The organism is Bradyrhizobium sp. USDA 4504 (assembly GCF_054063995.1).
On sequence record NZ_JBSSGV010000001.1, the window covers coordinates 4,782,395 to 4,806,654 of the forward strand.

25 protein-coding genes are annotated in these 24,260 nt (G+C 66.0%); 10 read left to right on the forward strand and 15 right to left on the reverse strand.

The genetic code is table 11. The features are described from left to right. Positions 1 to 4: 4 nt before the first annotated feature. The 4 genes from ACVMB1_RS22540 to ACVMB1_RS22555 all read left to right on the forward strand — a co-directional run bounded on the left by ACVMB1_RS22540 (position 5) and on the right by ACVMB1_RS22555 (position 1,954). Positions 5 to 424 (forward strand): NUDIX hydrolase, encoded by a 420-nt coding sequence (locus ACVMB1_RS22540; RefSeq protein WP_057014939.1) that lies wholly within the window; start codon positions 5 to 7, stop codon positions 422 to 424. Between the two features lie 84 nt (positions 425 to 508). Then, positions 509 to 886, forward strand: a complete 378-nt coding sequence (locus tag ACVMB1_RS22545; RefSeq protein WP_076824032.1) for a TIGR02301 family protein — start codon at positions 509 to 511, stop codon at positions 884 to 886. Continuing rightward, positions 876 to 1,532, forward strand: a complete 657-nt coding sequence (locus tag ACVMB1_RS22550) for an HAD family hydrolase (protein WP_076824029.1) — start codon at positions 876 to 878, stop codon at positions 1,530 to 1,532. The genes ACVMB1_RS22545 and ACVMB1_RS22550 overlap by 11 nt, the downstream gene beginning before the upstream one ends. A gap of 155 nt (positions 1,533 to 1,687) precedes the next feature. Continuing rightward, positions 1,688 to 1,954 carry a hypothetical protein gene (locus ACVMB1_RS22555; protein WP_028332620.1) on the forward strand — a complete coding sequence of 89 codons (267 nt, stop codon included), beginning with the start codon at positions 1,688 to 1,690 and terminating at the stop codon, positions 1,952 to 1,954. A 65-nt stretch (positions 1,955 to 2,019) separates the two neighbouring features. Here the strand turns inward: ACVMB1_RS22555 and ACVMB1_RS22560 are convergent, their stop codons facing one another. Beyond that, positions 2,020 to 3,354 carry a dihydroorotase gene (locus ACVMB1_RS22560; RefSeq protein WP_076824027.1) on the reverse strand — a complete coding sequence of 445 codons (1,335 nt, stop codon included), beginning with the start codon at positions 3,352 to 3,354 and terminating at the stop codon, positions 2,020 to 2,022. A 23-nt stretch (positions 3,355 to 3,377) separates the two neighbouring features. Here ACVMB1_RS22560 and ygfZ point away from each other — a divergent pair, with 23 nt between their 5' ends. The 5 genes from ygfZ to ACVMB1_RS22585 all read left to right on the forward strand — a co-directional run bounded on the left by ygfZ (position 3,378) and on the right by ACVMB1_RS22585 (position 9,034). Beyond that, positions 3,378 to 4,361 (forward strand): CAF17-like 4Fe-4S cluster assembly/insertion protein YgfZ, encoded by a 984-nt coding sequence (gene ygfZ, locus ACVMB1_RS22565; RefSeq protein WP_283805953.1) that lies wholly within the window; start codon positions 3,378 to 3,380, stop codon positions 4,359 to 4,361. Next, positions 4,358 to 4,984 carry a DNA-3-methyladenine glycosylase I gene (locus tag ACVMB1_RS22570; RefSeq protein WP_057014934.1) on the forward strand — a complete coding sequence of 209 codons (627 nt, stop codon included), beginning with the start codon at positions 4,358 to 4,360 and terminating at the stop codon, positions 4,982 to 4,984. The genes ygfZ and ACVMB1_RS22570 overlap by 4 nt, the downstream gene beginning before the upstream one ends. After that, entirely contained in the window at positions 4,981 to 5,592 is a 612-nt protein-coding gene (locus ACVMB1_RS22575) for a YfbR-like 5'-deoxynucleotidase (protein ID WP_076824022.1), read from the forward strand. The genes ACVMB1_RS22570 and ACVMB1_RS22575 overlap by 4 nt, the downstream gene beginning before the upstream one ends. Before the next feature lie 119 nt (positions 5,593 to 5,711). After that, entirely contained in the window at positions 5,712 to 6,218 is a 507-nt protein-coding gene (locus ACVMB1_RS22580; protein WP_028332625.1) for a tyrosine phosphatase family protein, read from the forward strand. Positions 6,219 to 6,328: 110 nt separating this feature from the next. Then, positions 6,329 to 9,034 (forward strand): DUF2339 domain-containing protein, encoded by a 2,706-nt coding sequence (locus tag ACVMB1_RS22585; protein ID WP_076824019.1) that lies wholly within the window; start codon positions 6,329 to 6,331, stop codon positions 9,032 to 9,034. A 24-nt stretch (positions 9,035 to 9,058) separates the two neighbouring features. On the opposite strand, the gene ACVMB1_RS22590 is transcribed toward ACVMB1_RS22585, so the two are convergent. From ACVMB1_RS22590 to ACVMB1_RS22625, 8 genes are all read right to left on the reverse strand, one after another. Beyond that, positions 9,059 to 9,292: a DUF6894 family protein gene (locus ACVMB1_RS22590; RefSeq protein ID WP_016844381.1), complete on the reverse strand. Its 234-nt coding sequence runs from the start codon at positions 9,290 to 9,292 to the stop codon at positions 9,059 to 9,061. A 139-nt stretch (positions 9,293 to 9,431) separates the two neighbouring features. Beyond that, positions 9,432 to 10,010 (reverse strand): hypothetical protein, encoded by a 579-nt coding sequence (locus ACVMB1_RS22595; RefSeq protein WP_028332627.1) that lies wholly within the window; start codon positions 10,008 to 10,010, stop codon positions 9,432 to 9,434. Between the two features lie 186 nt (positions 10,011 to 10,196). After that, entirely contained in the window at positions 10,197 to 11,183 is a 987-nt protein-coding gene (gene acuI / locus ACVMB1_RS22600) for an acrylyl-CoA reductase (NADPH) (RefSeq protein WP_076824227.1), read from the reverse strand. A 47-nt stretch (positions 11,184 to 11,230) separates the two neighbouring features. Continuing rightward, positions 11,231 to 12,475: an MFS transporter gene (locus ACVMB1_RS22605; protein ID WP_076824017.1), complete on the reverse strand. Its 1,245-nt coding sequence runs from the start codon at positions 12,473 to 12,475 to the stop codon at positions 11,231 to 11,233. 190 nt (positions 12,476 to 12,665) lie between these two features. Next, complete coding sequence (locus tag ACVMB1_RS22610) at positions 12,666 to 14,144, reverse strand: cell wall hydrolase (protein WP_057014930.1); 1,479 nt, start codon at positions 14,142 to 14,144, stop codon at positions 12,666 to 12,668. Positions 14,145 to 14,267: 123 nt separating this feature from the next. Beyond that, positions 14,268 to 14,480: a hypothetical protein gene (locus ACVMB1_RS22615; RefSeq protein WP_141342656.1), complete on the reverse strand. Its 213-nt coding sequence runs from the start codon at positions 14,478 to 14,480 to the stop codon at positions 14,268 to 14,270. A gap of 144 nt (positions 14,481 to 14,624) precedes the next feature. After that, entirely contained in the window at positions 14,625 to 17,546 is a 2,922-nt protein-coding gene (gene ppdK / locus ACVMB1_RS22620; protein ID WP_076824012.1) for a pyruvate, phosphate dikinase, read from the reverse strand. A 91-nt stretch (positions 17,547 to 17,637) separates the two neighbouring features. Then, on the reverse strand, positions 17,638 to 17,793 hold the full coding sequence (locus ACVMB1_RS22625) for a DUF3096 domain-containing protein (RefSeq protein WP_016844375.1): 156 nt from the start codon (positions 17,791 to 17,793) through the stop codon (positions 17,638 to 17,640). Between the two features lie 234 nt (positions 17,794 to 18,027). Between ACVMB1_RS22625 and ACVMB1_RS22630 the strand changes: the two genes are divergently transcribed. Further along, positions 18,028 to 18,387, forward strand: a complete 360-nt coding sequence (locus ACVMB1_RS22630) for a DUF1236 domain-containing protein (RefSeq protein WP_076824009.1) — start codon at positions 18,028 to 18,030, stop codon at positions 18,385 to 18,387. Between the two features lie 135 nt (positions 18,388 to 18,522). Here the strand turns inward: ACVMB1_RS22630 and ACVMB1_RS22635 are convergent, their stop codons facing one another. From ACVMB1_RS22635 to ACVMB1_RS22660, 6 genes are all read right to left on the reverse strand, one after another. Further along, positions 18,523 to 19,623, reverse strand: coding sequence for a hypothetical protein (locus tag ACVMB1_RS22635; protein WP_076824007.1), 1,101 nt, complete (start codon positions 19,621 to 19,623; stop codon positions 18,523 to 18,525). A gap of 76 nt (positions 19,624 to 19,699) precedes the next feature. Further along, complete coding sequence (locus ACVMB1_RS22640) at positions 19,700 to 20,134, reverse strand: GFA family protein (RefSeq protein WP_349629120.1); 435 nt, start codon at positions 20,132 to 20,134, stop codon at positions 19,700 to 19,702. Continuing rightward, positions 20,131 to 20,727, reverse strand: a complete 597-nt coding sequence (locus ACVMB1_RS22645; protein WP_076824004.1) for a class I SAM-dependent methyltransferase — start codon at positions 20,725 to 20,727, stop codon at positions 20,131 to 20,133. Before ACVMB1_RS22645 ends, ACVMB1_RS22640 begins: the two co-directional genes overlap by 4 nt. 3 nt (positions 20,728 to 20,730) lie before the next feature. Next, the gene (glyS, locus tag ACVMB1_RS22650; RefSeq protein WP_057014923.1) at positions 20,731 to 22,827 is read right to left on the reverse strand and encodes a glycine--tRNA ligase subunit beta; all 2,097 of its coding nucleotides are present in this window, start codon (positions 22,825 to 22,827) and stop codon (positions 20,731 to 20,733) included. Beyond that, the gene (locus ACVMB1_RS22655) at positions 22,827 to 23,762 is read right to left on the reverse strand and encodes a glycine--tRNA ligase subunit alpha (RefSeq protein ID WP_057014922.1); all 936 of its coding nucleotides are present in this window, start codon (positions 23,760 to 23,762) and stop codon (positions 22,827 to 22,829) included. Before ACVMB1_RS22655 ends, glyS begins: the two co-directional genes overlap by 1 nt. Positions 23,763 to 24,006: 244 nt before the next feature. After that, positions 24,007 to 24,198, reverse strand: coding sequence for a hypothetical protein (locus tag ACVMB1_RS22660; protein WP_026193154.1), 192 nt, complete (start codon positions 24,196 to 24,198; stop codon positions 24,007 to 24,009). Positions 24,199 to 24,260 lie beyond the last annotated feature (62 nt).

The following is a 24,260-nucleotide window of genomic DNA, read 5'->3' on the forward strand; positions in this document are numbered from 1 at the left end:
CACCTTGACCTCTCCCGAACCTCCGATCCGCCCGCAGCTCGCCGTGTCAGGCGTGATTTTCCGCGACGACAAGGTGCTGCTGGTGCGCCGCGCCCGCTCGCCCGGCAAGGGCTTCTATTCGCTGCCCGGCGGCCGGGTCGAGTTCGGCGAATCGCTGCATACCGCCCTGCACCGGGAGATCGACGAGGAGACCGGCCTCAAGGTCGAGATCGTCGGCCTCGCCGGCTGGCGCGAGGTGCTGCCGACCGGCCCTGGCACCGGACACTATCTGATCATGACCTTCGCGGCGCGCTGGGCGTCCCGCGAGCCTCACCTGAACGACGAGCACGACGATTTCAAATGGCTGGCGCCGGAGGAGATCGGCGACCTCAAGGTCACCGGCGGCCTGCATGAGGTGATTGCGGCCGCCCGGCGGCTGGTTTGAGGCCCGTTTTAGCGGCTTTGGGGGGCTCGGCCGCCTTGCCTCGGGCGCATTGAGGGGGCATACCACGGCTATTCCGGAACCCCGATGATCAAAGCCTTTCTCGCCGTTGTGATCCTGTTGTCGGCATGCCTTGCGACGCCCGCCCGGGCGCAGGACGCGGCTGCGCCGTTCGACGGCGATTTGCAGCGGCTGGCCGAGATCCTCGGCGCCCTGCACTATCTGCGCGGCATCTGCGGCTCCAACGAGGGCGCCAAATGGCGCAACGAGATGCAGGCGCTGATCGATGCCGAGACCCCCTCCGGCGACCGCCGCGCCCGCATGATCGCGGGCTTCAACCGCGGCTATAACGGCTTCCAGCAGACCTACCGGACCTGCACGCCCGCGGCCACGGTAGCGATCCGCCGCTACATCGAGGAGGGCTCGAAAATCTCCCGCGACCTGACGGCCCGCTATGCCAACTGAACGGGCGATCTTCTTCGACCTCGACGGCACCCTGACCGACCCGAAGCCCGGCATCACCGGCTCGATCCGGTACGCGCTGGAAAAGCTCGGCCGGCCGGTTCCCTCGCAGGATGAACTGACCTGGTGCATCGGGCCGCCGCTCAGGGCGAGCTTTGCGATGCTGCTCGGCGGCGAGGAGCTCGCGGACCGCGCGGTCGCGCTCTACCGCGAGAGATTCGGAGATGTCGGGCTGTTCGAGAATGCGGTCTATCCCGACATCGCGGAGGTTCTGGCCGAGCTGCGCCGGGCACCGGGCCGGATGTTCGTCGCGACCTCGAAGCCGCATGTGTTCGCGACGCGGATCATCGCGCATTTCGGCCTCGGCGGCTATTTCGACCACGTGTTCGGCTCGGAGTTCGACGGAACCCGGGTCAACAAGGTCGACCTGCTCACCTATGCGCTGGCGCAGACCGGGGCCGATCCGGCCAAATCCCTGATGATCGGCGATCGCAGCCACGACGTGATCGGGGCGAATCGAAACGGCATCCGGGCGGTCGGCGTCACCTATGGCTACGGCACGCCCGAGGAGCTGACCGAGGCCGGCGCCAGCCATCTGTGCGCCACGCCGCGCGCGGTGCTGGACCATATCCACAGCTCATTCGGCTGATCGCGGCCCGGATATCCGGAATTGCCCTTTAAATGCCGAGGCCGCCGTTAACCTTTTCGAAAGATGTGGGCTAGGCGGTACCTGCATGCGTGATACATCTCGCACGTCGCAGTGGTTCGCTCCTCGGACCGCGCGCTGTCAATTTGCAGAGTTTCATGCGCCATCCAGCGTCCTTCCCCCATCACCAAGACCCGCGACCCGACCACGAGCAGAAGCAGGCCGCGCTGGGCTACCTGAACGAGGCCTGGGCTGAAGCGCGTCACGACGGCGTCGATGGCGACTGCCTCGCGCAGGCGAGCCTGTTCGCGGCGCTGGCCGAATTGGTCGGCACCTATGGCGAGGACGCGGTGGCGAAATTCGCCGAGGGCCTCGCCGCGCGCGTGCGCAACGGCGAGTTCTCGCTGGCATTGGCCCGACAGTAAAACGATAGCGTTTTCGAGCGAAGTGGGCCGCCGGTTCGCGTCAAGAAAACGCGTCAAACGCGAACCTACGGCTTCAGCGTCTCGAGGAACCGAACCGGCTCGCCGGTCGATGGCGTCGTGACTTCGCCCTGCCACATCACCCGCCGGCCGCGCACGAAGGTGCCGACCGGCCAGCCCTGCACCCGCACGCCGTCATAAGGCGTCCAGGCGGCGCGCGAGGCGATCCATTTGTTGGTGATGGTCTCGCTGCGCTTCAGGTCGACGATTGTGAAGTCGGCATCGTAACCGGCCGCGATGCGGCCCTTGCAGGCGATGTTGAACAGGCGCGCAGGCCCCGCGCTGGTGAGATCGACGAAGCGAGCCAGCGACAGCCGCCCGGCATTGACGTGATCGAGCATCAGCGGCACCAGCGTCTGCACGCCGGTCATGCCCGACGGCGAGGCCGGATAGGTCTTGGCCTTCTCCTCCAGCGTATGCGGCGCGTGATCTGAGCCGAGCACGTCGATGATGCCCTGCTCGATACCGTACCAGATGCCGGCGCGGTGATCGGCCGAGCGCACCGGCGGGTTCATCTGGGCCAGTGTGCCGAGCCGCTCGTAGCACTCCGGCGCGGCCATGGTGAGGTGGTGCGGCGTCGCCTCGCAGGAGGCGACATCCTTGTGGTCACGCAGGTACAGAATCTCGTCCTTGGTCGAGATGTGCAGCACGTGGATGCGCTTGCCGGTCTCGCGCGCGAGATTGACCAGGCGCTCGGTCGCCATCAGCGCGGCGGTCTCGTCGCGCCACACCGGATGCGAGCGAGCATCGCCCTCGATCCGCAGCGGCTTGCGCTCGTTGAGGCGATACTCGTCCTCGGCGTGGAACGCGGCGCGGCGCCGGATCACCTGGAAGATCCGCCGCAGGCTCTCGTCGTCCTCGACCAGCAGCGCGCCGGTGGAGGAGCCGATGAACACCTTGACGCCGGCGCAGCCCGGGGCGCGCTCGAACTCCGGCAGATCCTGCACGTTCTCGCGGGTGCCGCCGATGAAGAACGCGAAATCGCAATGCATGCGATGGCGGCCGCGCTTGATCTTGTCGGTGAAGGCCGCTTCGGTGACCGTCAGCGGATTGGTGTTCGGCATCTCGAACACGGCGGTGACCCCGCCCATCACCGCGCTGCGCGAGCCGGTCTCGAGGTCTTCCTTCTGGGTCAACCCGGGCTCGCGGAAATGCACCTGGGTGTCCATCACGCCGGGCAGGATGTGCAGGCCCTTGCAGTCGATCACCTCGCCGGCCGAGGCCTGATTGAGCGAGCCGATCGCGGCGATACGGCCGCCCGCGATACCGATATCGCGCACGCCCTCGCCGTCCTGATTGACCACGGTGCCGGATTTTAGAATGGTGTCAAAATGCTGATTCATCGGTCCTCGACGCCCGCTTTCGGCTGTCGCGCGGGCCTTGTTCGGCGCACTCTAGCGCCTTAGCTTGGCAGGGGATATCGCGGCCTGCGCGTTTCCCAAGGAACTTGGAAAAAGAGCCAATTTTGCGAATGAAAGCAGCGTTTCTTCCGGATCGGGGCGTGGTCAAGGTCTCTGGCGAGGACGCCCGCAACTTCCTCAACGGCCTCATCACCGCCGACATCGCCGAGTTGCGCGCGGGACAGGCCCGGTTTGGCGCGCTGCTGACGCCGCAAGGCAAGATCATCGTCGATTTCCTGATCACCGAGATACCCTCAGGTCATGGCGGCGGCTTCCTGATCGACGCGCCGCGCGCGCTCGCCAAGGGTCTTGCCGACAAGCTCGGCTTCTACAAGCTGCGCGCCAAGGTCGTGGTCGAGAACCTGTCCGATAGCCTCGGTGTGCTGGCAGCTTGGGATGGCGAGCCGGCGGCGACGCCGGATCTCGCGTTCGCCGATCCGCGCAACCCAGCGCTCGGCTGGCGCATCCTGATTCCGGAAGATTTGAAGCAGAAGCTCGCTGAGCTGATCGGTGCCGATCTCGTCGACTCCAGCGCCTACGAGGCGCATCGGATCGCCACCGGCGTGCCGCGCGGCGGGCTCGACTTCATGTATGGCGACGCCTTCCCGCACGAGACCAATATGGATCGCCTCAACGGCGTCGATTTCGACAAGGGCTGCTATGTCGGCCAGGAGGTGGTGTCGCGCATGCAGCACCGCGGCACGGCGCGCACCCGTACGGTGAAGATTGTCCTCGACGGCCCCGCCCCCGAAGCCGGCGCTACCATCCTGGCCGGCGACAAGCAGGTCGGCACCATCGGCTCGACCGCCGGCGAGAAGGGTCTCGCGCTGGTCCGCATCGACCGCGTCGCCGATGCGCTCGACGCCGGCCTGGCGCTGACCGCGGGCGGGCTGTCGCTTCACCTCGCCGAACCCGACGCCGTCCGCATCACACCCAAGCAGACCGCATGAGCCGTACCGCGCAACTGCACCCTGACGGCAAGACGCGTTGCCCCTGGCCGGGCGAGGATGCGTTCTACGTCGCCTATCACGACAATGAATGGGGCGTGCCGGAATATGACGACCGCGCGCTCTACGAAAAGCTGATCCTCGACGGCTTCCAGGCCGGTCTGTCCTGGATCACGATCCTGCGCAAGCGCGAGAACTTCCGCAAAGCCTTCGACGATTTCCAGCCCGAGAAGATCGCGCGCTACAACGCCAAGAAGGTGCACGCGCTGATGAACGACGCCGGCATCGTGCGCAATCGCGCCAAGATCGAAGGCGCGGTGGCGAGTGCGAAGGGCTATCTGGAAATCATGGAGAAAGGCCCCGGCTTCTCGAATTTCCTGTGGGACTTCGTCGACGGCAAGCCGAAGGTCAATCAATTCAAGACCACCGCGAGCGTGCCGGCCTCGACGCCGGTCTCGATCAAGGTCTCCAAGGAGCTCGGCGCGCGCGGCTTCAAGTTCGTCGGTCCCACCATCGTCTACGCCTTCATGCAGGCGACCGGCATGGTCAACGATCACCTCGTGACCTGCTTCTGCCACGAGAGCTGCAGCGGCAAGCTCCGCACACCGCGACTCAAGAAGAAATGACGGCGCGCAAATCGACGGAGACAACCCGCGCCTGGCAGCGGATGTTGTCGGGACGCCGGCTGGACCTGCTCGACCCGTCGCCGCTCGATATCGAAATCGTCGACATCGCGCATGGACTGGCGCGGGTCGCGCGCTGGAACGGCCAGACCAGCGGGGCGCACATCTTCTCGGTGGCTCAGCACACGCTGCTGGTCGAAGCCGTGATGCGCCAGCAGATGCCGCGCGTCGACATCCGCCATCGTCTCGCGGCGCTGCTGCACGACGCACCGGAATATGTCATCGGCGACATGATCTCACCGTTCAAGGCGGTGCTGTCAGGCGAATACAAGGCGGTGGAGAAGCGGCTGCTCGGCGCGATCCATATCCGCTTCGGCCTGCCCGCCGTGCTGGCGGACGAGATCACCCAGCAGATCAAGGCCGCCGATCGCGGCGCCGCCTATCTCGAGGCGACGCATCTGGCGGGATTTTCGCGAGCCGAGGCCAAGCGGCTGTTCGGCCGCGATCCGGAACTGCCCGAAGCGACCGAGCGCGACTATCTGACGCCATGGACCGCCGCGCGGGCCGAAAAGCAGTTCCTCGAGCGCTTCGAGGCATTGCACGCCTCGTAGGGCGGCAGCGAAAACGTGCCGCCGGTTGCGCCGCAAAACGATGAATCGGCATGGCACCCCCGCCTTTGCCCGTTCGGGAGCAGCCGTTATAATCCGGCACCCCCGATAGAGGGACTATCATGCTTCACGTCTGCTCGCTTGCCGCACTCTCCGACACGGTTCGCGCCACCGGCGCCAGCCATGTGCTGACTGTGATGGCCAATGTCGACCAGGTGCAGCGGCCGCCTTCCGTGCTGCCGGCCAACCACCTGAAAGTGTCGATGGACGACATCATCGAACAGATGGACGGCTTCGTTGCGCCCAACGAGTCGCATATCGAGAAGGTGCTGAGCTTCGTGCGCGGCTGGGATCGCCAAGCACCGATGGTGGTGCATTGCTACGCCGGCATCAGCCGCTCGACCGCGAGCGCATTCGCCACGGTCTGCGCCCTCAACCCGCACCGCGACGAAATGTCCATCGCCCGGATGATCCGCGAGGCCTCGCCGATCGCGGCTCCCAACCGGCTGATCGTCAGCCTCGCCGACAAGGCGCTGGGACGCGAGGGCCGGATGCTGCGTGCACTCGACGCGATGGGTCCCGGCAGCATGAGCGTCGAAGGCCGGCCCTTCCGCATCGATCTGGACTAAGCGCGGCCGGTCACGCCCGATCGCTTGAACTTCCGGTCCTCCTCACTGCACTACTAGGTTGCGACGGGCCGCCGGGCTGGCCAAGTCCGGCGCGTCCTGCCGGAGGCCCGATGTTCGATTCGCCGTTCGACTTCCTGACGCTCGTCCTCGCCATCGTCGCGATCATTTTCGCGCGCAAGGCGCTGGGCCGGATCGACCTGCTGCAGCGCCGCCTGGATGCGATCGAGGCCGCGGGTGGCGCCGCCATGCAGACAGCCGTGCCGCCGCCGCTGGCCCCGCTGCAGGAGTTCGAGCAGACGCCGCCGACGGCGTCTTCCGTCGCGCCGCCACCGCTCCCGGAGGCGGCTCCCGGCGAACCGGCCGCGCAGATCGAGCCAGCCGCGGACGCGCCAGGTGCCGTACCGCCGCCCCTGCCGGAGCCGACAGCCCCGCCGCAGCCTGCACCCGGCTTCGAGGAGACTCTCGGCACGCGCTGGGTGGTGTGGATCGGCGGCCTGACGCTCGCGCTCGGCGGCTTCTTCATGGTGCGCTATTCGATCGAGGCCGGCTTGCTCGGCCCCGGCGTCCGCACGATGCTCGGCGGATTGTTTGCGCTGGCGCTGCTCGGCGCCGGTGAATGGACCAGGCGCCAGGAAAGCATCTCCAACATCGCGGCGCTGCCGATCGCCAACATCCCGGCGATCCTCACCGCCGCCGGCACCGCGGTGGCATTCGCTACCGTCTACGCCGCCTACGCGCTGTATGACTTCCTCGCCCCGGCGAGCGCCTTCATCCTGCTCGGTATGGTCGCGCTCGGCACGCTGGCGGCCGCGCTGCTGCACGGACCCGCGCTGGCCGGGCTCGGCATCGTCGGCGCCTTCGTCACGCCGCTCCTGGTGTCGTCAGACAAGCCCGACTTCTGGTCGCTCTACGTCTACCTCGCCATCGTCACGGCGGCGGCGTTCGGCCTCGCCCGGATCCGGCTGTGGCGCTGGCTCGCGGTCACGACGATCGCCTTCGCGCTGCTGTGGACCTTCCCTTGCCTGCAATGCGGGCCCGAGATGATCGCGCCGCACGTCTTCCATGTCATCGCGGGCTTCGTGCTGGCGGCGCTGCTCGTGGTCTGCGGCTTCATGTTCGGTCCCGACGGCGACGGCGAGGAGATCGAGCCGATTTCATCTAGCTCGCTCGCCGCCTATCTGTTTGGCGCGATGCTGATCGTGCTCAACAGCGCCCACGCCGACACCGCGATGATCGGCTTTGCGCTGCTGACAGCCGCGAGCCTGCTTGTCGCCTGGCGCGCGCCTGCTGCTACCCGTGCGATCGGCGCCGCGTCGATCTTCGTGTTCATTGTGTTCGGCGAATGGGCCGTCCGCCGCAACGTCGACATGCTGGTGCTGCCGGGCGGCGCGATCCCCGGCATCGGCCGGTCCGTGACCGATGGCTCGGTCTCGCTGCATCTCGTCACCGCCGCGCTGTTCGCGGCCGCCTTCGGCATCGCCGGCTTCCTCGCGCAATTCCGTTTTACCACCACGAAGGTCACGGTGACCTGGGCCGCGGCGGCGGTGTTCACGCCGGTCGCGCTGCTGGTCGCACTCTATGCACGCATCGCGCATCTCGACCGCTCGATCCCGTTCGCGGTCCTCGCCGTGCTGCTGGCGGCGGCCTACGCAGCCGCGACCGAGGCGCTGACCCGGCGCGACGAGCGGCCGGAGCTGTCGCCTTCGATTGCGTTGTCCGCCACCGGCGCCCTCGCCTCGCTGGCGCTGGCGCTGACCTTCGCGCTCGACAAGGGCTGGCTCACCATCGCGCTCGCGCTGGTGTCGATGGGCACGGCGTGGCTGTCGGTGCAGCGGCCGATTCCGTTCCTGCGCTGGCTTGCCGCGATCCTGGCCGGCATCGTCGTGCTGCGCATCGGCTATGAGCCGCGGATCGCGGGCGACGCCGTCGGCACCACGCCGATCTTCAACTGGCTGCTGTGGGGCTATGGCGTGCCGGCGCTGTCATTCTGGGCGGCAAGCCATTTCCTGCGTCGCAACGGCGACGACGTCCCGCTGCGCATCGTCGAATCCGCCGCGATCCTGTTCACGGTGCTGCTTGCCTTCATGGAGATCCGCCACGCGGTCAACAGCGGCGATGTCTATTATGCCAGCGCCGGGCTGACCGAGGTCGCGCTGCAGGTCGGCGCGACGCTTGCGATGGCGATCGGACTGGAGCGGCTGCGCCTGCGCAGCGGCAGCATCGTGCACAATGTCGGCGCGATCCTGCTGACCGCATTCGCCGGGCTTGCCAGCCTGTTCGGACTGCTGGCGCTGGAGAACCCGATGCTGTGGTGGCAGGACGTCGGCGGCAGCTTCATCAACCTGCTGCTGCTCGGCTACGCGCTGCCGGCGGTGCTGGCGCTGCTGCTGTCCTATGCGGTGGCGGGCCATCGTCCTGCCGGCTATGCCAACACGATCGCCGCCAGCGCGCTGGTCCTTGCGCTCGCTTACGTCACGTTCGAGATCCGCAGGCTCTACCACGGACCCGTGCTGACGCGCGGCGAGACCACGGGCGCGGAGCAATACACCTATTCGATCGCCTGGCTGATGTTCGGCGTCGCGCTGCTCGGCATCGGCATCGTCGTCAACTCGCAGCGGGCGCGGCTCGCGTCTGCTGCGGTGATCGGGCTGACGATCCTGAAGGCGTTCCTGATCGACATGTCGACGCTCACGGGTGTCTACCGGGCGCTGTCGTTCATGTGCCTTGGCATCGTGCTGGTCGCGATCGGCTGGCTGTATCAGCGGATCCTGTTTCGCAGGCGAACCGCTCAGCCGCTCGCGCAGGCTGAGGGTTAGGACTTGCCGTCCTGAAAGACAGCTTCAGTCGACGGACTCGGCGACCAGTCGAATCCTGAACACGGGTTTTCTGCCCTCGTCGAGCAGCTCCATGTGCCATTCGCTGTTCTGCTTCAGATTGCGCGAAATGCTGCCGAGGAAATTTCCGCAGACCTTGGTCATCTCGGCCCAGGCCACGTCGCGGCTTTCAAACTCCGTCGCGTGGTCGGATGCACCAGCGTAATCGCCATCACTAATTCGAAAAAAATATTGCGCCATATGACTACTCAAAATCAGAGTCCCCAATGTCCCGCCTCACGGCGAACGCCAGGTATTGAGTAGCGAGCAAGGCGTGGCGACCGCCATCCGTATGACTACGGCTTGGCGGCGCTATTCCCGCTAGCGCGCAGATGAAAGGTTAGTCGGTGGAGCGGCGCAATTCCGGCGCGCTCTCGACCTTGGCGGGCTCGGCCTTGACCGGCTCGAGCTTCGCGCTTCCGACCTGCGGCGTCTCAACGCGCGACACTTCGGTCTGCGAGGCATCCGCGGATCGGGTTCGCGGATGCAGCGAGCGCGGACGCGCCGCCGCGCGCGCCATCAGCATCTGCTGGCCGCCCTGGTGATGGAAATCGCAATAGGCAAAGCCCATGCCGGAGACCGAGCCGCGGAACGAGCGGTCGTCCTGCTTGTCGAGATTAAAGCACGGTTCGAACGGAATGCCCTTCAGCGACGCGCAAACGCTCTGACCGCGGATCTGCAGCGTGTTGCCGGGCAGGCGCAGGTGACGGATCGGCCCCGAGCCGGAGAACTGGACCGAGCCTGCCGCGCCCAGATCGTCGAGGATGCGACCGGCACCGCGGGTGCCATCGAAACAGGTGAAGGCGAACACCTTACCGGCGACGAATCTGCGGGCCTCATCGGCGTTCATCATGCCCGCGAATGCCGGCACGACCATTGCTCCGGCCGTGACGGCCCCCAACACCAAACGCGCAAGCATGAGCTACTCCACTTACGAGCGCGGGCACTCGCTCCTTGTTGCGCATGACCCCCGCACCAACGCTTTTCGACGTCTGCGCGAGGAAACCCGGCCCCCCGGGATCATGCTGCAAGTCTCTTTACCCGCTGCTTACCATACCAACAGTGGCAACATTGGAGCAGCTTGGTTGGTAAAGTCTGAACGTCCTCAGACTATTTTTACCACGATGCGGCCGCGGACATGGCCACCGAGGATTTTCGCGCCAAAGCCCATGACTTCGTCCAGGGCGATTTCGTGAGTAATATCAGCCAGTTTTGCCTTATCCAGATCGCTGGCAAGGCGGCGCCAGGCGGTCCTCCGCAGCTCGATCGGACACATCACTGAATCGATACCGAGCAGGCACACGCCCCGCAAAATGAAGGGCGCGACCGACGACGGCAGATCCATACCGGCCGCCAGACCGCAGGCCGCGATGGCTCCGCCATACTTCGTCATCGACAGCAGGTTGGCGAGCGTGGTCGACCCGACGCTGTCGACGCCGCCGGCCCAGCGCTCCTTCGCCAGCGCCTTGGGCGCACCTGACAGTTCTGCGCGGTCGATCACCTCGGTGGCGCCGAGACCCTTGAGATAGTCGGTCTCCGACATCCGCCCGGTCGACGCGATGACGTGGTAGCCAAGCTTCGAGAGCACGGCGATCGCCACCGAGCCGACGCCGCCGGCGGCACCCGTGACCACCACAGGGCCGCTCTTCGGAGTGAGACCATGCTTCTCCAGCGCCAGCACCGAGAGCATCGCGGTATAGCCGGCGGTACCGACCGCCATCGCATCGCGGGCCGAGATGCCGTCGGGCAGCCGCACCAGCCAGTCGCCCTTGACGCGGGCCTTTTCAGCGTAGGCGCCGAGATGGGTCTCGCCCATGCCCCAGCCGTTGCAGACGACCTTGTCGCCCGCCTTCCAGTCCGGATGGCTGGATTGCTCGACCGTGCCGGCGAAATCGATGCCGGCGATCATCGGGAACCGGCGCACCACCGGTGCCTTGCCAGTCAGTGCGAGGCCGTCCTTGTAGTTCAGTGTCGACCACTCGACGCGGACGGTGACGTCGCCGTCCATCAGCTCGGCTTCGTCGAATTGGGTGAGTGCGGCGGTGGTACCCTTGTCCGCCTTGTCGATCCTGATTGCCTTGAACGTTGCCACGATGTGCACTCCCCGTAATCTTGGTTTCGGGGAAATGATTTACCCCATCAGGCAGGCTGCGCAACCGGGCGGACGACGGGCTTTTCGACGATCGGCAGGTTGATCAGCGCGGACAGCACGCCAAACAGCACCGACAGCCACCAGATCGGGGTGTAGGAACCGTACTGCTCGAACACGATGCCGCCGAGCCAGACTCCGAGGAAGCCACCGACCTGATGGCTGACGAAGGCGAAGCCGTACAGCGTCGCAAACCAGCGCGTGCCGAACATCAGCGCCACCAGCGCCGAAGTCGGCGGCACTGTGGAGAGCCAGGTCAGGCCGGAGATCGCCCCGAACGCGATCGCCGAGAAGGTCGTGATCGGGAACGAGATGAAGGCGACGATCGACAGCGCGCGGGTGAAGTAGATCACCGACAGGATGTAGCGCTTCGGGAAGACGTTCTGCAGCCAGCCGACGCTGAGCGAGCCCACGATGTTGAACAGGCCGATCGCCGCGATCACCCAGCCGCCGGTCGATGCCGGAATGCCGCGGTCAGCGAGATAGGCCGGCAGATGCACGGTGATGAAGGCGAGCTGGAAGCCGCAGGTGAAGAAGCCGAGCACCAGCAGCACGTAGGAGCGATGGCCGAACGCCTCCGCCAGCGCGGTCTTGAACGACTGCTGATCGGCCGGCGCGGCGTCATTCGTCTCCGCCGGCGGTGTCGAGAGTGCCAGCGACAGCGGCAGGATCAGCAGCATCAGCGCGCCGAATACGAGGAGCGCGGTCTGCCAGCCGAAATTGTCGATCATCGCGACGCCGAACGGCGCGAACAGGAATTGGCCGAACGAGCCCGCGGCGGTGCCGGCGCCGAGCGCGATGCCGCGCTGCGCGGGCGGCAGCAGCTTGCTGAACGCCGACAGCACCAGGTTGAACGATGAGCCCGACAGGCCGAAGCCGATCAAGACGCCGGCGCCAAGGTTGAGCGAGAGCGGCGTCGCCGAGTAACGCATCAGGAGCAGGCCCGCGGCGTAAAGCAGTGCGCCGACGACCATCACACGCAGCAGCCCGAAGCGGTCGGCAATCGCGCCGGCGATCGGCTGGCCGAGCCCCCACAACAGGTTCTGCAGCGCCAGCGCGAGGCCGAACACGTCGCGGCCCCAGGTGAATTCATGGCTCATCGGCTGCACGAAGAAGCCGAGGCTGGAGCGCGGCCCGAAGCTCAGCAGCGCAATCGCGCAGCCACAGACGATGATGACAAGTGGCGTGCGCCACGTGCCCGACGTCGGTCGAAGATCCCCGGTGGTAACGGCCATCTTGTCTTCCCCCGCAACTGCTGCGCGGGGAGCCACCCCGCCGAACGTTACGGGGAGTTAATGCAGGTGCATGAAAACCCCAAGAGGGGCCGGAGAAAAATATTCGCCTGCAGGGCTGCTCTGCAGAATCGGAGAGGATGATGACCGTCATTCCGGGGCACGCCGGCCGCGGAACGAGAGGGAGAAGGCCCTATCGCCGGGCGCTGGCCTGCTCGGCCGAGCTCTGGGCGGCCTCGGCGAGCTGCGCCGAGATCTTGGCGGTCTCGGCCGGGTTGCCCCAGCTCGGCGCGTCGCTGCCGTCGCCCCAGGCGCGCGGGCGATAGAAGGTGTGGACGCCGAACTTGTACATCTTCTTCATCTCGCTGACCCAAGACGGTCGCACCCAATAGGCGTGGTAGTGGGTCGAGCGGTCGACTTCCGGCAGCCACAATTCGCCGTCGAGCATCGCCCTCGCGATCTTCCTGGCGCGGTCCCACATGTCGGGCTCGCGGACGACGTCAGCGACGTTGTCGCAGGCGAAGGTGAACTGACAGGCGTAATGGCGATTCTTGTTCTGGTAGACCACGCCGCACACCGTCTCCGGATATTTGCCGGAGAAGGCGCGATTCAGCACCACCTGGGCGACCGCGATCTGGCCACGCACCGCTTCACCGCGGGCTTCGAAATAGACCGCCTCGGCGAGGCACTTCTCCGACTTGGCGCGCGACTTCTCGTCGAACAGGCCGAGCCGCTCCGCCGGCGTCTTGGTGTGCTGGTCGTCCGCATTGACCTCGCCCTTCGGCGCGATGCTCTCGCCCATCTCGCCGGCCTTGACCGGACCGTCGGCATCGACGGGCAGTGACGCCATCACCTTCATGTCGGGATCGGGCGTTGCTGCCGGCGGTACGACAACCGGCGCCTCGCCGGGCTGCCAGCGCTCGAGGTTCTCCGGCGTGCCGAGCGACGAGCCGAAGAACAGACTGGCGGTCTGAAATGCGAACGGGTCGCGCTCGCGCGCCGCATCGGCGGGCGCAGCAGCGGGCTTTGCGGGCGCGGGCTTCAGATCGTCGAGCGGGCTGGCCTCGAGCGAGAGCGACACGTCGTTCTGCTGCGGCGACGGCTTGGCATATTGCGGCAAGGGCGGCGCGCGCAGCGCCTCCTGCAATTCAGGATCGAGCGGCGCGCTGTCGGCCGGTGCGGTCGCGGTCTTCATGCCCTTGACCGACGAATTCGATGTCGCCGGATCCTCGTTCGCCGGCGCCGTATTTGCAGGCTCCGCCGGTTCGACCTGATCGGGCCGCCGGACGACGAGGCGATCGCCCTTCATGGTGCGATCGACCTTGGGAAAATCGGATGCCTGATAGCGCGGCGGCGGGGCCGTGATCGGATTGCGCGTCACCGTTCCGGTGATGTCGAGGTTCGAACTGTCCAGTCTTGCGAGCAGGATTTGCGGCGCTTGCGGCGCGGACGTGCCGATCGGACGGCCGAAGCTGTAGGTCGCGACCTGGATGGAGCCGACGGCGGAGGCGAAGACGCGCTTCTGCCAGCGCTCGGCGACGCCGGGCTGCCGGGCCAGGAGCGAGGCGATATCCTGATATCCGATCTCGGTCGGCATCAGTGCGAAGATGCCAAGACCGAGACCGAAGAGCGCAAGACGTGCGCCCCTCGGCTGGTTACGCGACACAAACATCGTACGCTCACGCAACGCTTACTGAGTGCAATCGAACGCGGTACATCCGCGCAATTCGACCTTTCTCGTTGCTAAACCGTTTAGGTTGCCGCGGAGTTAATCGGCGTTGCTCGCGCGCTACACTCAAGCGATCGCGCATGTTTCGCACGTTGCATTGCGCGCCTTGGTAAACGCGCGGCGCATGAAAGTCGTAAACAACAAGTCAACGGAGATGGTGAACAAAGTGTTGCAGGCACGGCAGCCACCCGCCGTCATTGCGAGGAGCGACAGCGACAACTTGTCCGCCGAAGCCTTGGCGAAGGCTGAAGCAATCCATGGCTCGGCAAGTGGAAACATGGATTGCTTCGCGGAGCCTGTCATCGGGCGCGCGTTCGCGCGACCCGTCGGCTCGCAATGACGCTATATTTTCAGGCTGCCTCAACAAACAAAAATGGCCGGGACTTGGTCCCGGCCATCGCACTCTCTGAACTGTAAGATCGCTCACGCCTGGCTGGCGATCTCCTTGCCGAGCGCGGCCTGCGCCGCGGCGAGACGCGCGATCGGCACGCGATAGGGCGAGCACGAGACGTAATCGAGCCCGACCTCGTGGCAGAACGCGACCGACGCGGGATCGCCGCCGTGCTCGCCGCAGATGCCGACCTTGAGGTTCGGACGCGTCTTGCGGCCGCGGGTGACGCCGATCCTGACGAGCTCGCCGACGCCGTCGCGATCGACCGAGATGAACGGATCGATCTCGAGGATGCCCTTGGCGACATAGGTGCCGAGGAAGCTCGCGGCGTCGTCGCGGCTGATGCCGTAGGTGGTCTGCGTCAGGTCGTTGGTGCCGAAGGAGAAGAACTCCGCGGTCTCGGCCACCTCGCCCGCCATCAGGCAGGCGCGCGGCAGCTCGATCATGGTGCCGACCTGGTAGCTCAGCTTGACGCCGGTTTCCTTCATCACCGCGTTGGCTGTCGCATCGATCCGCGCCTTGACCAGATCGAACTCGGCCTTGGTCGCGATCAGCGGCACCATCACCTCGAGACCGACCGGCTTGCCGGTGCGCTTGCCGGCTTCGACGGCAGCCTCGAAGATCGCACGCGCCTGCATCTCGGCGATCTCCGGGTAGGCGATCGCAAGACGGCAGCCGCGGAAACCGAGCATCGGGTTGAACTCGGAGAGTTCGCGGGCGCGGTCGGCGAGCTTGCGCGGATCGGTGTTCATGGCGCGCGCCACTTCCTCGATCTCGGCCTGGGTGTGCGGCAGGAACTCGTGCAGCGGCGGATCGAGCAAGCGGATCGTGACGGGCAGGCCCTGCATGATCTCGAACAGCTCGACGAAGTCGGCGCGCTGCATCGGCAACAGCTTCGACAGCGCGGCGCGGCGCGACTGCTCGTCCTCGGAGAGGATCATCTCGCGCACGGTGCGGATGCGGGTCTCCTCGAAGAACATGTGCTCGGTGCGGCAGAGGCCGATGCCTTCGGCGCCGAACTTCACCGCGGTGCGCGCGTCATCGGGCGTGTCGCCGTTGACGCGAACGCCGAGCTTGCGGACCTCGTCGGCCCAGCCCATCAGCGTGCCGAACTCGCCAGACAGTTCCGGCTCGATCATCGGCATGCGGCCGGCCAGCACCTGGCCGACCGAGCCATCGATGGTGATGACGTCGCCGGTCTTGAAGGTGCGCGAGCCCACGCTCATGGTGCCGCGGCCGTAATCGACGCGGATGGTGCCGCAGCCGGAGACGCAGGGCTTGCCCATGCCGCGCGCAACCACCGCCGCGTGCGAGGTCATGCCGCCGCGGGTGGTGAGGATGCCTTCCGCGGCGTGCATGCCGTGGATGTCTTCCGGGCTGGTCTCGATACGGACCAGGATGACCTTGCGTCCGTCGGCCTGCAGCTTGGCCGCTTCGTCCGACGAGAACACGATCTCGCCCGAGGCAGCGCCAGGCGACGCCGGCAGGCCGGTCGCGATCACGTCGCGCTTGGCGGCCGGATCGATGGTCGGGTGCAGCAGCTGGTCGAGCGAGGCCGGATCGATCCGCGTCACCGCGTCCTTGCGCGAGATCAGGCCTTCATTGGCGAGCTCGACCGCGATGCGCAGCGCCGCCTTCGCGGTGCGCTTGCCGCCGCGGGTCTGCAGCATCCACAGCTTGCCCTGCTCGACCGTGAACTCCATGTCCTGCATGTCGCGGTAGTGCTTCTCGAGCAGCGTGTAGATCCGCGTCAGCTCCTTGAACGCGGCCGGCATCGCCGCTTCCATCGACAGCTTGTCGGAGCCGGATTCCTGGCGCGCCTCCTCGGTGATGTCCTGTGGCGTGCGGATGCCGGCGACGACGTCCTCGCCCTGCGCGTTGATCAGGAACTCGCCGTAGAGCTTGCTCTCGCCGGTCGAGGGATTGCGGGTAAACGCGACGCCGGTGGCCGAGGTCTCGCCCATGTTGCCGAACACCATCGCCTGCACGTTGACGGCGGTGCCCCAGGATTCCGGAATGTCGTGCAGCTTGCGATAGGTCACCGCGCGCGCGTTCATCCAGGATGAGAACACCGCGCCGATCGCGCCCCACAGCTGATCGTGCGGATCCTGCGGGAAGTCGTGGCCGGTCTCCTTGGCGACCGCCTCCTTGTACTTGCCGACCAGCTCGACCCAGTCGTCGCCGGTGAGGTCGGTGTCGAGCGAATAGCCCTGGCCGTCCTTGAAGGTGTCGAGGATGTCCTCGAAGTGATGATGCTCGAAGCCGAGCACCACGTCCGAATACATCGTGATGAAGCGGCGATAGCTGTCATAGGCGAAGCGGCGGTCGCCGGAGAGTTCGGCCAGCGCCTCGACGGTGCGGTCGTTGAGGCCGAGATTGAGCACGGTGTCCATCATGCCCGGCATCGAGGCGCGCGCGCCCGAGCGGACCGAGACCAGCAGCGGGTTCTTGGCGTCGCCGAACGTCTTGCCGGTCAGCTTGCCGACATAGTCGAGCGCCTTCTCAACCTGTGCTTTCAATTCCTTCGGATACGTCTTGTCGTGCTCGTAGAAATAGGTGCAGACCGAGGTCGGAATGGTGAAGCCGGGAGGCACCGGCAGGCCGAGATTGGCCATTTCCGCGAGGTTGGCGCCCTTGCCGCCGAGCAGATTGCGCAAGGTCGCCTGGCCCTCGGCCTTGCCGTCGCCGAACGTATAGACCCACTTGCCGGCCTTGATCGCAGCCGGGGCCGCCTTCTTCGCAACGGCCTTCGCCGGCGCCTTGCCAGCGGGCTTTGCGGCCGGCTTTGCAGCCGATTTGGGAGCGGCTTTCGGCGCCGCCTTCGGGGCGCTCTTCTTCAGCACCTTGCGCGCCGGGGCGGCCTTGCGGGCTGCGGCGGAGGGCTTTGATTTCGCTGCTGTTTTCTCGGCAGTTTTCGCAGCAGTTTTCTTGGACTTCGCGACGGCTTTGGCCATGTCAGACAACAATCCGGAAGGAGGGGTCGAAGATGCGCGCCTTACACCATTTTGAGGGGTTCCGCGCAAGCCGCGAAACCCCGCTTTCCCGCTAGAGGTGCAACCAGCGCAGCAGACCCATCCCCACGAGCCCGACGAAGATCAGATAGATCGCGACGATGTAGTTGAGGAGCCGCGGCATGATCAGGATTAGGACGCCTGCGATCAGAGCCACGATAGCAGGCAGATGCCCAGCGGTGATGGTCATTGAAGTTTTCTCCGGGGGTTTTTGGAGGAGCGAATCGAGCGGCAGTTTATCCGCTGAGGGAAGTTCCCACATCAAGACGCCCGTCCCGCCGACGAGTTCCCGCAACTCACGAAAATTGCTCCAAATTGCCGCGTATATGGCGGCGGCTTTCCGGAACATCACCGCAGCCGATGCATTGGCTCGCCGTGCGCATCGGCGAAGGCTGGCGCGCACCGAAAAAGAATGGAGCGAGCCATGCGAAACAGATTACTTGCCGTTGCAGCGGTTGCTGCCGCGATCACGGTGCCGGCTGTTGCCGCACAGGCCCAGACGGTTGGCATCGTCCGCGGTGGTCCGGCTGTCGCCGTCGATGATGACGGAGGCATCGCGGTCGAACAGCGTCCGGCATTCCGCGAATACATCGTGCGCGAGCGTGTACCGAACTACACGGTTCCGGATCGCGTCGTGGTCGGCACCGTGCTGCCTGACGCCGGCGTGACCTATTACGACGTGCCGCAGCGGTTCGGCGCGACGCCCTATCGTTACACCGTCGTGAACGGCGAGACCGTTCTGGTCGAGCCGCGTTCGCGACGGATCGTTCAGGTGGTCGACTAGATCAACGTCAGCACGATCGCCTGAACGACAGTCCGGGCGCCGCGCAAGCGGATGTGCGCGAGGATCGACCGGACCAGAAAGCCCCGTCCGGCCTCCCCTCCGGGCGGGGCTCTTCCGTTCTGATGCCGTGCCGGGTTACGACTTGAGGATCGAGAGTAGCGTCGAGGTCGACTTGTAGCTCTTGATCGCGGCGTCCTGGAAATCCTGCGTCCAGTTGGCAGCCTGGCGCTCCTCCGCGCTCATCGAGGAATATTGCTTGAGGATGCCGAGGCTGAACTGGCGCGGATCGCCGGCGGTCTGGCTCTGCTTCAGCGCGTCGAGCACGGCGAGACGCGTCCGCGTATTGAGTTCCTGCTTGGCCGCGAAGATCTCCTCGGTGGAAAACTTCTTGTCCTGGTTCAGCGAGATCGCCGAGAGCGAGCGGTTGTCGAGCGAGGAAAGGTCGGCGAGCTGTCCGGTCTTGCGGCGGGGATCGTAGACCAGCTCCTTGCCGCTTTTCGCCGCCTCGCTCTTCTGCCGATCGAGGAAGGCGCGCACGTCGCTGGCAATGCTGCTGAAGTCGCGCGTGGTGCTCTTTGTGGGAGGCGCCGTCCCCGCCAGCGAGGCCGCGATCGGATCGCCGGAAATTCCCGATGGTGCCGTGTTCGGATCCTGCTGCGTCGCCTGATAGCCCTTCAGCACCGCGGCGCGCTGGCTGGCCCAGGTTGCGGTGGCCTTCTCCTCATCGCTCGCACCATCGAGATAATCGAGCGCGGTCTTGTAGCTGATGCTGTAGTCGCCGGTCAGGCGCGTGGTCGCCAGCGACGGCTCCATCGCCTTGTCGAAGCGCTGCTTCAGCTCGGTGGCCGCAACCGCCTGCTCGTCCGGGGTGAACTTGCCGCCATTGTTGGTCGAGATCGCAAACAGCGAGCGACGGTCCAGCGTCGAGAGATCGATGGTGGTCTTGCCGTCGACGATCGGCGTCTTGACGCCGGCGACCGTGTAGAGCCGGTCGAGCGTGATCCGCGCATCGCTGGTGACGGTGGCAAAATCCGGCAGCGGCGCCTTGGCGAGCTGCGCGCGGGCGGCGTCCGACAGCGTGAGGTTGGTTGCCGCGTTGGCCGTCGAGGACGCCGACAGATCGCCGGCGGTGCCGTCGCCCGACAAGGTCGCCGCCAGTGACGGCGTCGCTGCTGCCCGCGCATAGGCCGAACCATATTGGGCGTAGGGATTGGGCGTGGTGCCGATCGAGGTCATCGGGCGGTCCCTGCATTGGCGCGAGGGGCGATGTCTTAAGAAATCGTTGCTTTGTCAGGACCTTCGCAGGGCATGGTTAACAAATTGCAAATTGTGTCGAAATATTTCCAGCGCGACGCAAATCGCTGCGGCGGTGGTCTATTTGTCGACGACCCAGGCGTGGCGGCGCTGCGTGAAGACCGATTGCGACGGTGCGGGAAAATCGGGGTCCGCGAAGGCGCCGACCGCAACGCCGATCAGGTCCGGCGCGACCGGGCTCCCAATAGACCGACGATCCGCAATTCGGGCAGAAATGAAACACCACGGCAGATCCACTGCCGCCGATGCGGCTGTATTCGCGCGCCTCGCCCTGCGGCTCGACGTCAGCGCGCGGAAAGAACGCCGCGACGCCATAGGTGCTGCCGGTTCGCTTCTGACACTCCAGGCAATGACACAGCGCTACTGTGGTGGGCTCGCCCTGGCAGGTGACGCGGAGCTGTCCGCAGGCGCATGTCGCGAGCCGCGCCATCATCGCCCGCCCTTGCTGGCGACCAGCCGGTGAATGACCTTGCCGGACGATGCGCTGACGACCTCCGCGTCGAGCAGCAACTCGGCCGCCGCCAGCTCGGCCCGCACCAGCGCGGTATCGAACGCCGCGTAAAGCCGGCCATGCGCATCGCGCGCATCGTCACCTCTGGTCACGCGCCAGCTCAGATAGAAGATGCCGCCGGGCTTCACGATATCGAACATGCGACGGACCGACGGCGCGATCAGCGCGTGATCGAGATGCATGATCACGGTCTCGCAGAGCACATTGTCGAAGCTGCCGGAGGCGGTGCCGGACAGGTCCGGCAGCTCGGCGCGGGCAAAGCGCAGCGCCGGATAGCGGGCGCAGGCTTCCGCGAGCAGGCCCCCGGAGGCGTCGAAGCCTTCGGCCGGAAAGCCGTTGGCATTGAGCCAAGCCACCTCGCGGCCGCTGCCGCAGCCGATATCGGCGGTCGCGCCGCCCCGGATGAAGAACCGCGTGACGATGTCGTGCAGATCGACCGGGGCCGGCTGTTCGTGCCAGTCCTGCGCAAACGCCGCCGCATCCTTGTCGTAAGCGGCGAGCGTTGCGCGGTCCATCGATCAGCCCTCGATCCTGGAGAAGTCCGCAACCGCGCGCGTCGCAGCGCGGATCTCGTTGAGCAGCTTGAGGCGGTTTTCGCGCACCTTCGGATCGTCGTCGTTGACCTTGACCTTGTCGAAGAACGCATCGACCGCCGGACGCAGCTTGGCCATCGCGCTCATCGCGCCGGCGAAGTCTTCCTTGGCGACGGCGGCGGAGGCCTCGGCCTTCACCTGGTCGATCGCCTTGGCCAGCGTCTTCTCTTCGTCGAGCGTGTAGAGCGCGGCGTCAGGCGCGCCGTCGAAGGTCCGCTTGTCCCTCTTCTCCTCGATCGCGAGAATGTTGCTGGCGCGTTTCGTGCCAGCGAGCAGGTTTTTGCCGTCGTCGCTGTCGAGGAATTTGCCGAGCGCCTCGACGCGCCGGACGACGAGCAGCAGATCGTCCTGGCCACCAAGCGAGAACACGGCATCGACGAGATCGTGGCGCGCGCCCTGATCGCGCAGCTGGACCTTCAGGCGGTCGGCAAAGAAGGCTAGCAGATCGTTCGGCAGCGTTTCGGCATCGGCCTTGAGCGACAATCCGAGCAACGCGGATTTGGCCGTCTTCAGGATCGGCAGGCGCAGCGTATTCTCGACGATCAGCCTGATCGCGCCGAGCGCTGCCCGGCGCAGCGCGAACGGGTCCTTCGAACCCGTCGGCTTCTCATCGATCGCCCAGAATCCGGCGAGCGTGTCCAGCTTGTCCGCCAGCGCGACCGCGACGCTGACCGGATCGGTCGGCACGCGATCGGTCGGCCCCTGCGGCTTCCAGTGGTCCTCGCTCGCGGCGGCGACGGACGCATCCTCGCCCTGCGCCAGCGCGTAGTACTTGCCCATCAGGCCCTGCAACTCCGGGAATTCGCCGACCACTTCGGTCAGCAAATCGGCCTTCGCGAGGCGCGCGGCGCGCCTGGTCTTCGCGACGTCGGCGCCGACCAGCGGCGCGATCTCGGCGGCGAGCCGCTCGATCCGCTTGATACGCTCCGCCTGGGTGCCGAGCTTCTCGTGGAACACGATCTGCTCGAACTTCGGCAGCCGGTCTTCCAGCTTGGTCTTCAGATCGGTCTCGTAGAAGAATTTTGCGTCGGACAGCCGCGGACGGATCACGCGCTCATTGCCGGCGACGATGGTCTTGCCGCCGTCGGGCGCCTCGATATTGGCGGTCAGCACGAACTTGTTGGTCAGCTTGCCCGTCTTGGGATCCCTGACCACGAAGCACTTCTGGTTGTTGCGGATGGTGGCGCGGATCACTTCGTCGGGGATCGACAGGTATTGCTCCTCGAACGATCCCATCATCACGACCGGCCATTCGACGAGGCCCGAAACCTCGTCGACCAGTACCTGATCCTCGACCAGTTCGAGGCCCTGCGCGAACGCCAGCTCCTTGGCGTCCTCGAGGATGATGTCCTTGCGCGCCTGCGGATCGAGGATCACCTTCGCGGCCTTCAGCTTGGCCTCGTAATCCTCGAAGCGGCGCACGGAGATCGCACCCGGCGCCATGAAGCGATGGCCATAGGTGGTCTGCCCGGCCTCGATGCCGTCGACGGAGAACTTGACGATGTCGGGCTCCTCGGTCTCCAGACCGAAGGTCGCGGTGATGGCGTGCAGCGGGCGCACCCAGGTGAGCGAGCCTGATTTCGCCGAGCGCGCGCCCCAGCGCATCGATTTCGGCCAGGGGAAGGTCCGGATAATCACCGGCAGCATTTCCGCGATCACGTCGATCGCGGCACGGCCGGGCTTTTCGATGAGCGCAATGTAGAAGTCGCCCTTCGCATCTTTCTGGACCTTTGCTTCATCCAGCGACGTGAGACCGGTCGCTTTCAGAAAGCCCTGCACCGCCGCATCAGGGGCGCCGATCTTCGGGCCGCGACGTTCGGTCTTCAAATCGGGCTGGCGCGCGGGAATGCCGTGCACGGTGAGCGCAAGACGGCGCGGGGTCGCGAATGCCTTGGCGCCCTCATACACCAGGCCTTCAGCGACCAGCTTGTCGGTCACCATGCGGCGCAGATCGTCGGCCGCTTTCGCCTGCATGCGCGCGGGAATTTCTTCGGAGAACAGTTCGAGGAGAAGATCGGGCATCAGACCGCCCTGCCCGTTTCAGTGTGGATCCATGCCTCGCCGCAGGCCTTCGCCAGGTCGCGCACGCGGGCGATGTAGCTCTGCCGCTCCGTCACCGAGATGACCCCGCGGGCGTCGAGCAGGTTGAACACGTGGCTCGCCTTGATGCACTGGTCGTAGGCCGGCAAGGCCATCAGATGTTCCTTTTGATTCCCACCCTCACGCCAGCCGGCGGCGAGATATTTGCGGCAGGCCTCCTCGGCCATCCTGAACTGCTCGAACAGCATCGCGGTGTCGGCGTGCTCGAAATTGTGTCGTGAGTATTCCTGCTCGGCCTGCAGGAAGACGTCGCCATAGGTCACCTTCTCGGCGCCCTCGCGGCCGTTGAAGTTGAGGTCGTAGACGCGGTCGACGCCCTGCACATACATCGCGAGCCGCTCGAGTCCGTAGGTAAGCTCGCCCGCGACTGGCGCGCATTCGACGCCGGCGACCTGCTGGAAGTAGGTGAACTGCGACACTTCCATGCCGTCGCACCAGCACTCCCAGCCGAGGCCCCAGGCGCCGAGGGTCGGGCTTTCCCAGTCGTCCTCGACGAAGCGGATGTCGTGGACGGCGGCGTCGATCCCGATCGCGGCTAGCGACTTCAGGTACAGGTCCTGAAGGTTCGGCGGCGACGGCTTCATGATCACCTGGAACTGGTAGTAGTGCTGGAGGCGGTTGGGGTTTTCGCCGTAGCGGCCGTCCTTGGGCCGCCGCGAGGGCTGCACATAGGCCGCGTTCCAGGGTTTTGGCCCCAGCGCACGCAGCGTGGTCGCGGGATGGAAGGTGCCGGCGCCCATTTCCATGTCGTAGGGCTGCAGGATGACGCAACCCTGCTCGGCCCAGAACCGCTGGAGGGCCAGGATGAAGCCCTGGAACGAACGTTCCGGGCGCATGTGGTCAGGCAGGGCGTCCATCGTTGGAATCGATCTCGCGAGGGGGTGTGAGGCGCGCGGGACCGTATCGGCGGCAGCCAATGGAATCAAGGCGATGGGGGATGTTTCTGCACCTCGCCCCGCTTGCGGGGAGAGGTCGAAATTCGCGCGCAGCGCGCATTTCGGGTGAGGGGACTCTCCGCGAACTTAGGTCTTTCGAATCTGCGGAAACAGCCCCTCACCCCGGCCCTCTTCCCGCAAGCGCGGGGCGAGGGAGATCCAAGCCCTAGCCCGGGCGATAGGCCCCGGTCACGGGGTCGCGGCGCAGGGTCTTGATTTCGCCCGCGCGGGTGGCCTCGGCCACGCGGGACAATCGCGCCTCTTCGAGTTCCTGGTTGATCCGGACGGCCGTCTTGTACGCCCAGCGGACCACGGCCAAGCTTCCCAAGACGCCTGCGAATGCAATCAGCGGCGGCATCGGTCGATCCTTGTCGTTCACGTCTGTCAGGCCCCCAATGACGGGCATTCTCGCGCAAGGCG